11 protein-coding genes and 2 tRNA genes are annotated in these 12,537 nt (G+C 65.3%); 6 read left to right on the top strand and 7 right to left on the bottom strand.

Going from position 1 to position 12,537, the window contains the following annotated elements:
• The 4 genes from JHD80_RS24805 to JHD80_RS24790 all read left to right on the top strand — a co-directional run.
• The coding region (locus JHD80_RS24805) for a hydantoinase/oxoprolinase family protein (RefSeq protein WP_282568436.1) at positions 1–787 on the top strand (787 nt) is incomplete at its 5' end.
• A 2-nt stretch (positions 788–789) separates the two neighbouring features.
• Positions 790–1,404 carry a cysteine hydrolase family protein gene (locus JHD80_RS24800; RefSeq protein ID WP_199092848.1) on the top strand — a complete coding sequence of 205 codons (615 nt, stop codon included), beginning with the start codon at positions 790–792 and terminating at the stop codon, positions 1,402–1,404.
• Entirely contained in the window at positions 1,401–2,816 is a 1,416-nt protein-coding gene (locus tag JHD80_RS24795; RefSeq protein ID WP_199092846.1) for an FAD-dependent oxidoreductase, read from the top strand. Before JHD80_RS24800 ends, JHD80_RS24795 begins: the two co-directional genes overlap by 4 nt.
• A 519-nt stretch (positions 2,817–3,335) precedes the next feature.
• The gene (locus JHD80_RS24790; protein ID WP_199092844.1) at positions 3,336–4,454 is read left to right on the top strand and encodes a methyltransferase domain-containing protein; all 1,119 of its coding nucleotides are present in this window, start codon (positions 3,336–3,338) and stop codon (positions 4,452–4,454) included.
• Between the two features lie 32 nt (positions 4,455–4,486).
• Here the strand turns inward: JHD80_RS24790 and JHD80_RS24785 are convergent, their stop codons facing one another.
• The gene (locus JHD80_RS24785) at positions 4,487–4,678 is read right to left on the bottom strand and encodes a hypothetical protein (protein WP_199092842.1); all 192 of its coding nucleotides are present in this window, start codon (positions 4,676–4,678) and stop codon (positions 4,487–4,489) included.
• A gap of 62 nt (positions 4,679–4,740) precedes the next feature.
• A complete protein-coding gene (locus JHD80_RS24780; protein WP_199092840.1) occupies positions 4,741–5,073 on the bottom strand; it encodes a DUF4376 domain-containing protein in 333 nt (110 codons plus the stop codon).
• Positions 5,074–5,290: 217 nt separating this feature from the next.
• On the opposite strand from JHD80_RS24780, the gene JHD80_RS24775 reads away from it, so the two are divergent.
• Positions 5,291–5,578: a hypothetical protein gene (locus JHD80_RS24775; RefSeq protein ID WP_199092838.1), complete on the top strand. Its 288-nt coding sequence runs from the start codon at positions 5,291–5,293 to the stop codon at positions 5,576–5,578.
• 397 nt (positions 5,579–5,975) lie between these two features.
• Here the strand turns inward: JHD80_RS24775 and JHD80_RS24770 are convergent.
• Together JHD80_RS24770 and JHD80_RS24765 are read right to left on the bottom strand one after the other, a co-directional pair.
• Positions 5,976–6,052 (bottom strand) — tRNA-Asp (locus JHD80_RS24770).
• 116 nt (positions 6,053–6,168) lie between these two features.
• Positions 6,169–6,573 (bottom strand): hypothetical protein, encoded by a 405-nt coding sequence (locus tag JHD80_RS24765; RefSeq protein WP_199092836.1) that lies wholly within the window; start codon positions 6,571–6,573, stop codon positions 6,169–6,171.
• A gap of 179 nt (positions 6,574–6,752) precedes the next feature.
• On the opposite strand from JHD80_RS24765, the gene JHD80_RS24760 reads away from it, so the two are divergent.
• Positions 6,753–6,828: transfer RNA gene (locus JHD80_RS24760), tRNA-Val, on the top strand.
• Between the two features lie 380 nt (positions 6,829–7,208).
• On the opposite strand, the gene lon is transcribed toward JHD80_RS24760, so the two are convergent.
• From lon to JHD80_RS24745, 3 genes are all read right to left on the bottom strand, one after another.
• Positions 7,209–9,635: an endopeptidase La gene (gene lon / locus JHD80_RS24755; protein ID WP_199092834.1), complete on the bottom strand. Its 2,427-nt coding sequence runs from the start codon at positions 9,633–9,635 to the stop codon at positions 7,209–7,211.
• Between the two features lie 347 nt (positions 9,636–9,982).
• Positions 9,983–11,254, bottom strand: coding sequence for an ATP-dependent Clp protease ATP-binding subunit ClpX (clpX, locus tag JHD80_RS24750; RefSeq protein WP_199092832.1), 1,272 nt, complete (start codon positions 11,252–11,254; stop codon positions 9,983–9,985).
• A 267-nt stretch (positions 11,255–11,521) separates the two neighbouring features.
• The gene (locus tag JHD80_RS24745) at positions 11,522–12,145 is read right to left on the bottom strand and encodes an ATP-dependent Clp protease proteolytic subunit (protein ID WP_199092830.1); all 624 of its coding nucleotides are present in this window, start codon (positions 12,143–12,145) and stop codon (positions 11,522–11,524) included.
• Between the last annotated feature and the right edge of the window lie 392 nt (positions 12,146–12,537).

The following is a 12,537-nucleotide window of genomic DNA, read 5'->3' as shown; positions in this document are numbered from 1 at the left end:
GGCCGGCGCGATCCGCCTCGTCTCGATCGAACGCGGCCATGATCCGGCGCGGTTCATGGCGATGCCGTTCGGCGGCGGCGGCGCGCTGCATGCCGGCGCTCTCATTCACGAGGTCGGGCTCAAGGGCGCGCTGGTGCCGCGCTTCCCGGGCGTGACCTCGGCGCTCGGCTGCGTTATCGCCGACATCCGCCATGACGGCGTGCAGACGGTGAACCTGATGCTCGACGGGCTGGACGCCGCCGCGCTCGACGCCCGCATGGTCGAGGCCGGGCGCGAGGCCCATGCCGTCGTGGCCGATGCCGGGCTTTCGGTCGAGCGCATCGACGTGCTCTACGAGCTCGACATGCACTATCTCGGGCAAACGCACACCGTCTCCGTGCCGCTGCCGGTCACCCTCGGCGAAGGCAGCACCGGTGTCAGCGCCGCGATCATCCGCGAGGCCTTCGAGGCGGCCTATGGCGCCGCCTTCAGCCGGCTCCTGCCCGGCATCCCGGTTCGCATCGTGACGCTGCGCACCGCCGCCATCGGCCGCCGCCCCGCCTTCGACCTGACGGCGCTCGCCCCATCCGCCGATGCCGCTGTCGAGACGGCGCGCCGCGGCGCCCGTCAGGTCTATCTCGACGGCGCCTGGCGCGAGACGGCGATCTGGTCGCGCCTCGACCTCCCCGTGGGAACGCGCATCGACGGCCCAGCGATCTTCGAGCAACCGGACGCCACGATCCTGCTCGACCCCGGCCTGACGGCCGAGGTCGACGCCCTCGGCAATCTCGTGATCCTGAGACACTGACCATGGCCGGCCCCCTCACCTCCCTCGCCAGCACGGCGCTGCTGATCGTCGATCTGCAGAACGACTTCATTCATCCCGAAGGCGCCTATGCCAAGGGCGGCGCCGCCGCACCGGAAGCACAGGCCCTTCCGGCGAAGCTCAAGCCGCTCGCCGACAGCATCCGTTCCCGCGGCGGCCTTGTCGCGGCGACCCAGTTCACGCTGGTGCCGGGGCGCGGCGGCGAGCCTCTGATCTCGCCCCATCTCAAGCAGATGCGGCCGTTCTTGAAGCGCGGCGACTTCCTGCCCGGCGGCTGGGGCCACCAGATCGTGGACGCCCTGCAACCGATCGACGTCAGCGTCGAGAAGATCGCCTATTCGGCCTTCTACCAGACGCGGCTCGAATGGCTGCTGCGCAAGCTCGGCATCGAGCACCTCGTCGTCGCCGGCATCGTCACCAATGGCGGCGTCGCCTCGACCGTGCGCGACGCCCATGTCCGCGACCTCGACGTGACCGTGCTGGAAGATGGCTGCGCCGCGCCGACGCCGGCGATGCATGCCGAAGCGATCGCGGCCCTGAGGCCCGTCGCCCGCATCGCGGCGATCGCGACCGTTCTGGCGGAGGTCGAAGCGCTATGAACCGCGTCCTCCCCGCTGTCGGCGTCGCTTTCGAGGCCGAGGCCGATGTCCTGATCGTCGGTGCGGGTGCGGCCGGGCTGGTCGCCGCGCTCGCCGCCAGCGAGGCCGGGGCCGAGGTCGTCATCGTGGAGCGGGACGCGGTGCCGAGCGGCTCGACGGCGCTATCGGCCGGGCTCATTCCCGCGGCCGGCACGCGCTTCCAGCGCGAGGCGGGGATCGAGGACAGCCCCGAAATCTTCGCTTCCGACATCATGGCCAAGGCCGAGGGCGAGCCCGATCCGGCGGTCGTGGCGCGCCTGACCGAGCAGATCGGGCCGGTGCTGGAATGGCTCGCCGACGCCCACGGCCTGCCCTTCGACGTGGTGACGAACTTCTCCTATCCCGGCCATTCGGCGCGCCGCATGCACGGCCTGCCGAAGCGCACCGGCGCGGAACTGATCGACCGGCTGCGCGATGCGGTCGAGGCCCGCGACATCCCGATCCTGACCGAATTTCGCGCCACCACGCTCTTCACCGGCGAGGCCGGCCGCGTCGTTGGCATCGCGGGCACGCGCCCGGGCGGCGGCGAGGAACGCATCGGCTGCAAGGCGCTGGTACTGGCCTGCAACGGCTATGGCGGCCATCGCGGGCTCGTCGCACAACACATTCCGCAAATGGCGGAGGCGCTCTGGTTCGGCCATTCCGGCAACGAGGGCGACGCCGTGCTCTGGGGGCAGGCGCTTGGCGCCGAGCTCGTTCACATGTCCGGCCATCAGGGGCATGGCTCGGTGGCGCAACCGCACGGCATCCTGATCAGCTGGGCGACGGTCATGGAAGGCGGCTTCCAGGTCAACCTGCGCGGCGAGCGCTTCTCCGACGAAAGCCACGGCTATTCCGAGCAGGCCGCGACGGTGCTGAAACAGCCCGAAGGCAAAGCCTGGACGATCTTCGACGAGCGCATCGCCGGCATCGCGCGGCAGTTCGAGGATTTCCGCCAGGCCGAGGCGCAGGGCGCGATCGTCAGGGCACAGGACATGACCAGCCTCGCCGCCTCGCTCGGCTTGCCCGTGACAAGCCTTGCGGCCACCGCCACGGAGGTGGAGGCTCTAAAGCGCGGCGAAGGCAGCGACCGCTTTGGACGGGATTTCCGGAATGCGCCCGCTCTCGAGGCGCCTTTCTGCGCGGTGCGCGTCACCGGCGCGTTGTTCCATACCCAGGGCGGCCTGCGCATCGACACGCTGGCCCGCGTGCTTCGTCCGGATGGTGCGGCGCTGCCCAATCTTTTCGCCTGCGGAGGGGCCGCAGTCGGGGTCTCGGGCTCCCGCGCCTCCGGCTATCTGTCGGGCAACGGGTTGCTTACGGCCGTCGGTCTCGGCCAGATCGCAGGGCAGGAAGCCTCTCGACTGGCCGCCAGCAATCCCACCTCATCCTAAGGCTTGAGGCCGCCGTCATCCCGCCGGTCGCAGGCTATCCATTGGGCATCGAACCTCGCCGAGGCTCTGAGAAACGAAGGAACATCGGCAGCCATCCGCGGCGAACTGGCTATCGCAGCGAAGGTCGCTGGCAGAGTTTGAGCAGCTCTCGCCACGATTATGTCAGCGCGATTTCCCAGGGCCAGATCTGGACACGGACCGCCTGCCCCAAAACGGGGAGGCTCGATAAGATGCTGAATCATCTAGGGAAAAATGGCGCGGACGACGGGGCTCGAACCCGCGACCTCCGGCGTGACAGGCCGGCCTTCGTCTTCGGACCAGCCTTGCCGTCCACCACGAGCGAATAGCCGAGCGCGACCAGCGCCCGCTGCACTGCGGTGGTGTCCATAGCAGTGCTCCAGATGTGGAAAGCTGCGTCGGAGGGCGGGCGATACAGGAAACCGCGGCCAGCAGTGCTTTTTGATACCGGCGCTCGCTATGCTATCCAGACCGCCACTGCGCCAGCCGCCCGGAGTCCCCATGTCTGCAACCGAGCTTCCCCGAGCTTTCGAACCCCACTTCTATCGGCAGCACTGCCAAAATGCGGCGAACCTCTCGGATGAGATGGCTCTTGCGCACTACAAGGCAGAAGGAATCCAGGCGGGGTTCATGGGAAGCCCTGCGGCGGAGCGCGGCGCCCTCCTGTCGTTTATCGAACAGGGTGCGTCAGTCCTCGAGATTGGGCCTTTCCACTCGCCTTCGGTAACAGGCGAGCGGGTTCGGTACTTAGACGTTTTCAGCACCGACGAACTGACGAAATTGGTCGAGGAGGCCGGGCACGATACGTCGCGCGTGCCCACGATCCACTACGTCGCCCCCAAGGGCGGGTTTGACATGGTGGATCAGACGTTCGACGCGGTCTTCAGCGGGCACTGCATCGAACACCAGCCCGACCTTGTTCGGCACCTTCAGGGCGTGTCAGGCATCCTCGAAGAGGATGGGCGGTACTTCATCGCATGCCCGGACAAGCGGTTTTGCTTCGACCACTTCGCCCCGGCCTCCGGGGTCGCGGATGTTCTTGCAGCTCACCATGCGCAGCGCGCGGTCCACCAACCGAGGAGCTTCATCGTTCAGAAGGTGCACAGAGCCCATAATGACGGCGACAGGCACTGGGCTGCGGACCACGGATCACAGCAGTACGAAACGTACAGCGATCCGAAGGCCGAAATCTTCAAAGACCTTCCCGACGATGATGCGTACCACGATACGCATGCTTGGCAGTTCACGCCCTCGTCCTTCTTTGAGATCATGTCCTTTCTCTACCGGATCGGCATGATCGACCTCGCTCCGGAGCGCGTTTATCAAACCCGCGCAAACAGTCAGGAATTCACCGCGGTTCTTCGGAAGGGGAAGAGCCAGGAGACGCGCGACGAGGCGTCGTTTGTCCCACAGGACGCGCCGGGCCAGAAATCCGGTTTAGTCCTCAGCTACGAGAATTTGCTAGCCGAGCTCGACCGAGCCAGAGCTGATCTGGCCACCACGAAAGTGGAGCTTGCCAATGCGAAGGCCGAATTGGCCAGCGTATATGCCTCTCACTCATGGGGAATAACCGAGCCGCTCCGACGCCTGCGAACTGGCTTTGGGCGAACTCGCAAATAGCGTCGGGCCGTGACGATCAATGATGGCGGCGGTCAGGCCATTTGAGGCTGCCGCAGTCGCATTCGCTCCAGCGGAATCTCAACCAGCATCCGCAAAGCGATAGCAGCGGCGACGACGCCGGAGCTATACTGGTTGCCTGTGGCCACCAGCGCCATGACGGTTTTCGGGCCGACGATGCCGTCCAGATGGTGCCCCGCAGCCCTCTGGATGGAGATGGCGTCCAACAATACTCCGAGATGCAGAAAAGCCGCCAGAATGCGGCTGGAACAGGTCTGAGAAAGCGCGATCAGCCGGCAAAGGCAGCGTCGATCTCAGCGAATGTCATGATCGTGCCTGCCTCGATATCCGCCTTCACGGTCGCGAAGGTGGCGAAGCCGGCGTTCACATGCGCCTGTACCTGACCGCTGATCGCGATCATGGCAGCGGCATCGACGGGATAGGTGGCGCCATCGGCACCGTGCCAGACGGTCGACCAGCCGGGATCTGCCATCGCGGTGACGCGTGCGCCCGTGATCATCACCTTGGACCGGTCATCGGTCGCGATAGGAACGCTCGCGACGACGATGCCGCCATGGCCGTGATCGCTCTCGCTCTTCGTGGCGACCGAGACGAGCGCCATTAAAGCAATGTCAGTGTGGGCCTTCGCGAGGTCGGAGAGGGTGGCTTTCTGCTCGCGCGTGGCGCGAGACTGCGAACCTTTTTTCTCCCGGCGCCATCGCGTTTCCCGCCTCGTTTGGCGGCCATGTTTGATTTCCAATTGATTTGGATTGAATTCGGCAACGGATTCATAATCCGCGAGGTTAAATCAGTGCCTAGATTTAATTGAGCAGGTTCCGATGATTTATGATCCCGCCGACCTAGCCCGCGCTGTTACGCTTCTCCGTGAGGATGGCTTCTTTACCGATGAGGACGTTTTTGGCTCGTACGCGGTCGAACATGACACGGATGATCTGGTCCAGCAGATCAAGGAAGCAGGCTTCGATGGCGAGGATCTGAAGCTTGGCGGGGCGGCCCCGACGGGATCAGCGGTCTATTGGCTGTGCGACCCGAGAGTGATCGACGAACAGGACGCCCGCCGTGAAGCCGTTGCGCGGCACTTGGCCTTGAAGGCTAGCTTGCTCTGACCTCGACGCAGTATTCCCGCTCCACGGCTTACCGGAAGAACAGCCTCGCTGAGGACTTTCGGGACATCCGGAATCTCGTCTACCCGGGCGACACAAGGACCCTAACCGACATCCGCCGGTCTGGTGCGCTCAAGGCGTCGGCGGGCGAGGTCGACCCCAAGGCGCTGTCCGATGCGATGGGCAACACGTTGGCTCAATCGAAGGCTTGGCAGCACACTTACACGCCTGCGCAGATCGCGACGGCGGCCACCGTTCCTGAAGCTAGACGACGCGGCCGGCGGGCAAAGTCCGCAAACGGAAGCAGCTCGTAATTCCGAAACTGCCGGCTGGGCAATTCCGAATTTACCGGCCCCCGTCGAGGGAGGGATTTGTAAGATGATGATTTTCTTGAAGAAAATGGCGCGGGCGACGGGGCTCGAACCCGCGACCTCCGGCGTGACAGGCCGGCACTCTAACCAACTGAGCTACGCCCGCGCTGGGCGGCTGAGGCATTCGCCGTCAGCGACGTGGTGAGTATTGCCCCCGGCCTGAAGTGTCAAGCGAGTGTCGCCGGCAAAATCACATCTGGGGAAAATTATCCTCACCCTCGCCTATGGCTCAGCGCCATCGCCATCGTTCCACGGCGACGCAAGGCAAGGATCCAGCAGGATATGACGGCCGTCCTGCCGGTTATAGCCGCCGCGCAGGACGGCCTTGTCGCCGGGTTTCAGGTCTCCGGCGCCATAGGTGACGCACAGGACCCGGACGCCGGGATCGGCACAGACCGCGACATACCAGAGCGCGCCATCCGTCCGCACGAGGCTGACCGTTCCCGCGATCGCCATGTCGACGCGCGAATCGGCGGGAATCGAATCGGGAAGCTGCGCCGCGATGGATTCGCAGCTCGCAGGCTTGGCGGGCTGCTCCGGATGCGAGAAGGCCGGGCGGCCCGCGAAGAAGGAATCGGGCAAGAGCGACTGCGCGAGCGCTTGCCCCGTCACGAGGGCGAGGCCCACGCTAGCGACGACGCCTGCATAGCTCAGGACAGGACGAGGGCGGATCAAGCGGCGCATCTTCATGGTGCCGGCAGGGTGACGATGAAGATGGCGGAATTCGGCCGCTTGCAGGCGGTTGCGGAACGCACGGCCCGAGGACGCTTGCGATACGATCGCCTAAGCCTTAAACGCGACCGCGAGGGCGGTTAGCTCAGTTGGTAGAGCGTCTCCTTTACACGGAGAGGGTCGGCGGTTCGAGCCCGTCACCGCCCACCATCACCCAGGACATCGGCGACACCTGTTATCCGGAGCGATCCGCGCGCCGTCTCGCCGCGGCATCGAGCCGGGCCACGCGGCGCATCGCGTCGTCGACGCCGCTCACGCCGAGCAGCTTGAGCGGGTCCAGCGGATGGGCGGCCTGGGCCAGCGCCCGTCGCACCGGCTCCGGGAGGCTGTCGAAGGCCGCCCAGCGATCCGGCTTCGGCCTCTGCTTCGGAAAGCGTCGCAGCTTCTCGATCCCCTGATCCGCTCCGCCTGCGAGGAGCAGGCTCGAAAATGTTTATCGGCAGGCTCGTCCGCAATGGCCGGCCACGGCGCACAAACAAAAAAGCCGCCGGCGCTTGCGCGCCGGCGGCTCGTTGTTTCAGGACCCGAGATCAGTGGGCGACAAGGCCCGCGGCCTCGTCGTCCGCGCCCTTGGGCGGCGCAGCCTTGAGATCCTCTTCCCAGACGATCGGAACCGGCTGGCGGGTCAGCGCGTGCTGGAGCACCTGCTCCATGCGCGCGACCGGAATGATCTCCATGCCATCCTTCACCGACTTCGGCAGGTCGATCAGGTCCTTGGCGTTCTCCTCGGGGATCAGCACCTTCTTGATGCCGCCGCGCAGAGCCGCCAGGAGCTTCTCCTTCAGACCGCCGATCGGCAGCACCCTGCCCCGCAACGTGACCTCGCCGGTCATGGCGACGTCGCGATTGGTCGGGATGCCGGTCAGGATCGAGACGATGGTGGTCGCCATCGCGATGCCGGCCGACGGGCCGTCCTTCGGGGTTGCACCCTCGGGAACGTGGACGTGGATGTCACGCCGATCGAAGAGCGGCGGCTCGATGCCGAAATCGACGGCCCGGGAGCGGACATAGGACGCCGCCGCCGAGATCGATTCCTTCATCACGTCGCGCAGGTTGCCGGTGACGGTCATGCGGCCCTTGCCGGGCACCATGACGCCCTCGATCGTCAGCAGTTCGCCGCCGACCTCGGTCCAGGCCAGGCCGGTGACGACACCGACCTGATTCTCCGTCTCCGCCATGCCGTAGCGATAGCGAGGCGGGCCGAGATATTCCTCGAGCAGCGGCTCGTCGACGACGACCTTGGCCTTCTTGCCGAGCACGATGTCCTTCACGCCCTTGCGGACCGTGTTGGAGATCTCGCGCTCCAGGTTACGGACGCCGGCCTCGCGGGTGTAACGCCGCACCAGCGTCTGCAGGGCGTCGTCGGTGATCGACCACTCCTTGCCGTCGAGCCCGTGCTTCTTGATCGCGTTCGCGATCAGGTGCTTGCGGGCGATCTCGGTCTTCTCTTCCTCGGTGTAGCCGGCGATGCGGATCACCTCCATACGGTCCAGCAGGGCCGGCGGGATGTTGAGCGTGTTCGCCGTCGTCACGAACATCACGTTCGACAGGTCGTAATCGACCTCGAGGTAATGGTCGTTGAAGGTCGCGTTCTGCTCGGGGTCGAGCACCTCCAGCAGGGCCGCCGACGGATCGCCGCGGAAGTCCTGGCCCATCTTGTCGATCTCGTCGAGCAGGATGAGCGGGTTCGAGGTCTTGGCCTTCTTCATCGACTGGATGATCTTGCCGGGCATCGAGCCGATATAGGTGCGGCGGTGACCGCGGATCTCGGCCTCGTCACGCACGCCGCCGAGCGACATGCGCACGAACTCGCGGCCGGTCGCCTTGGCGATCGACTTGCCGAGCGAGGTCTTGCCGACGCCCGGAGGGCCGACGAGGCACAGGATCGGACCGGCGAGCTTGTTGGCGCGCTGCTGCACGGCGAGATATTCGACGATGCGGTCCTTGACCTTGTCGAGGCCGAAGTGATCGTCGTCGAGCACCAGCTGGGCGGCGGTGAGGTCCTTCTTGATCTTGGACTTCTTGCCCCACGGAATGCCGAGCATCCAGTCGAGATAGTTGCGCACCACGGTCGCTTCCGCGGACATCGGCGACATCTGGCGCAGCTTCTTCAGCTCGGCCGTCGCCTTGTCGCGGGCTTCCTTGGTGAGCTTGGTCTGGGCGATGCGCTCTTCCAGCTCGGCCAGCTCGTCGCGGCCTTCCTCGCCGTCGCCCAGCTCCTTCTGGATCGCCTTCATCTGCTCGTTGAGATAGTACTCGCGCTGGGTCTTCTCCATCTGGCGCTTGACGCGCGAGCGGATGCGCTTCTCGACCTGGAGCACGGACATCTCGCTCTCCATGAGCGACAGGACCTTCTCCAGGCGGTGGGCGACATTGGTGATCTCCAGCACGCCCTGGCGATCGGCGATCTTGACCGCGAGATGCGAGGCGACGGTGTCGGCGAGCTTGGCCGGCTCGTCGATCTGGGTGACCGCGGCGACGATCTCGCCCGAGATCTTCTTGTTGAGCTTCACATAGCTCTCGAACTCGCTGACGACCGAACGGGCGAGCGCCTCGACCTCGACCTTCTTGCCCTCTTCCTCGGCCAGGCCGGTGGCCTCCGCCTCGTAGAAGGAATCGGACGCGGAATAGGACAGCGCCTTGGCGCGGCCGACGCCCTCGACCAACACCTTCACGGTGGAGTCGGGCAGCTTCAGCAGCTGCAGCACGCGGGCGAGCGTGCCGATCTCGTAGATCTCGTTGGGCTGCGGGTCATCGTCGCCGGCGTTCTTCTGGGTCGCCAGCAGGATGAGCCCGTCCGTCTTCACCACTTCCTCAAGCGCGCGGATGGACTTCTCGCGGCCGACGAAGAGCGGGACGATCATATGGGGGAATACGACGATGTCGCGCAAAGGCAGAACCGGGTAGGTGCCGGTCTCGCCTGTGACGAAAGGAGCGCGGGGCGTCGAGCCAGTCATGGCAGTTCCTTTGCAGTTGCGCCCGGCGGACCCCCGAGATGGGCGGAGCGATCGGACGTGTGCGGCCAAGGCGACCATTCGCCTCTCCGCCCTCGCGCATCGCACCCTCATCAGGCATGCGACTCTCGCAAGTGCACCTAAAGTGGAGACTTCCTCGCCGGCTTTCAAGCGAGGTATCCGGCTCATGCACCGCTGACCTGCAACGGGCGAAGGGCGGATACCGCAGCTTGCGACGGTTCAATCTCGCGCAGGGCTGTCGCGATCCGAAACCGCTGCCAGCCCATGCCATCTCAAACGCAAAACGCGCGCCAAGGGGCGCGCGTCCTGTTGTCGCAATCGGTGAGAAATCAGGAGGCCGAGGCCGTCTTCGTCTCGTCCTCGCGCTCGGCATAGATGAAGAGCGGGCGGGCCTTGTTCTCGACAGCCTCCGGGCCAATCACGACCTGCTCGACGCCTTCCAGGCCGGGCAATTCGTACATCGTCTCGAGCAGGATGCCTTCCATGATCGAACGCAAGCCGCGCGCGCCGGTCTTCCGCTCGATCGCCTTGCGGGCGATCAGGCTGACGGCCTCGTCGGTGAAGGTAAGCTGGGTGTCCTCCATCTCGAACAGGCGCTGATACTGCTTGACCAGCGCGTTCTTCGGCTCGGTCAGGATGGTCTTCAGTGCCGGCTCGTCGAGATCCTCCAGCGTCGCCAGGACCGGCAGGCGGCCGACGAATTCCGGAATCAGGCCGAACTTCAGGAGATCCTCGGGCTCGACCTGACGGAAGATCTGGCCGATGCGGCGATCGTCCGGGGCCTCGACCTTGGCGCCGAAGCCGATCGAGGTGCCCTTGCCGCGGCTCGAAATGATCTTGTCGAGACCGGCGAAGGCGCCGCCGCAGATGAAGAGGATGTTGGTGGTGTCGACCTGCAGGAACTCCTGCTGCGGATGCTTGCGCCCGCCCTGTGGCGGCACGGAGGCGACGGTGCCTTCCATGATCTTGAGGAGCGCCTGCTGGACGCCCTCGCCCGAGACGTCGCGGGTGATCGAGGGGTTGTCCGACTTGCGGCTGATCTTGTCGATCTCGTCGATATAGACGATGCCGCGCTGTGCCCGCTCGACATTGTAGTCGGAGGCCTGGAGCAGCTTGAGGATGATGTTCTCGACGTCCTCGCCGACATAGCCGGCCTCGGTCAGCGTCGTCGCGTCGGCCATGGTGAAGGGCACGTCGAGGATGCGGGCGAGCGTCTGCGCGAGCAGCGTCTTGCCCGAGCCGGTCGGCCCGATCAGCAGGATGTTCGACTTCGCGAGCTCGACGTCGTTCTGCTTCGTCGCGTGCGAGAGGCGCTTGTAGTGGTTGTGCACCGCCACGGAGAGCACCTTCTTGGCGTGCTCCTGGCCGATGACGTAGTCGTCGAGGACCTTGCGGATCTCCTTGGGGGTCGGCACGCCGTCCTTCGACTTCACCAGCGCGGATTTCGATTCCTCGCGGATGATGTCCATGCACAGCTCGACGCATTCATCGCAGATGAACACGGTCGGGCCCGCGATGAGCTTGCGCACCTCATGTTGGCTCTTGCCGCAGAAAGAGCAGTAAAGCGTGCTCTTCGAGTCGCCGCCGGGCTTGTTAGCCATCCGTTCATCTCCAGTTCGGGAGCCGGGAGCCGCATCGCGCATGGCGGGTGCAGCCGTCGTCTCTCCGTCATACTTAAGCGCTCAGATCACGATGATTAGGTTAACGGCCCGTTCCGGTACAGTCGGATACGCAGGGCCGGCCCAAGCCGGATCAGAATGGAGCGCCTGTCCGCTCACCCCCGACCCCATGCAAACACGGGGCCGTCCTTGGTTCAATATGGGGGCTCCGATGAGCAGGGCCAACCCACAGGATCGCGAGCGCCGCGATCAGGCCTCGGCCTCCGGCCGACGCTCCATGACCTTGTCGATCAGGCCGAATTCCTTGGCCTGCTCCGCGGTCATGAAATTGTCGCGCTCCAGCGCGGCGTGGATGTCCTCATAGGAGCGCCCGGTGTGCTTCACGTAGATCTCGTTCAGGCGCTTCTTCAGGCTCTCGACCTCCTTGGCATGGATCAGGATGTCGGTGACCTGGCCCTGGAAGCCGCCGGAGGGCTGGTGGACCATGATGCGGGCGTTCGGCAGGGCGAAGCGCATGTCCTTGGCGCCGGCCGTCAGCAGGAGCGAGCCCATCGAGGCGGCCTGGCCGATGCAGACCGTCGTCACCGGGCAGCGGATGAGCTGCATGGTGTCGTAGATCGAGAGGCCGGAGGTGACCACGCCGCCGGGCGAGTTGATGTAGAAGGAGATTTCCTTCTTGGGGTTCTCGGCTTCGAGGAACAGGAGCTGCGCCACGATCAGCGAGGCCGAGTAATCCTCGACCGGGCCGGTCAGGAAGATGATGCGCTCGCGCAGCAGGCGCGAATAGATGTCGAAGGCGCGTTCGCCGCGGCTCGACTGCTCGACCACCATCGGGACGAGATTGTTGTAGGTCTCGAGCGGATCGCGAAGCATGGATCTGTCCTTGAGGTGGAGCGCTGGGAAACCCAGCGAGATGTCGAATCGGCAGCGTCTCGGAAGACACCCACTTAAGCACGACAATCGCGGCTGAAAAGGGAAGCGCCGCCGGTCGCGAAGGCCGGCGGCGCGAATGCTGTCGTTAAGGTTGCCGCGAGGCCCGATCGCCGGGCGTCCTATCGGACGCAAAGTGGCGATCCGGCTCGTTGGCCAGCATCGGATCGTTCCGAAAAGTGGCGGCCACTTTTCGGTCCGATGCTCAGGCGGAGGCGTCGTCGGCCTTCTCGTCAGCCTTGGCTTCGGCCTTCTTGGTCTTCTTCGCGGCGGCCTTCTTCGGCTTGGCCTCGGTGGCTTCCTCGGCGTCGTCGTCGGCGTAGAGCGCCTCGCGC

This window comes from Allobosea sp. ASV33 (assembly GCF_016428755.1).
Classification (GTDB): Bacteria; Pseudomonadota; Alphaproteobacteria; order Rhizobiales; family Beijerinckiaceae; genus Allobosea.
This window is presented reverse-complemented; position numbering and strand designations above follow the sequence as displayed.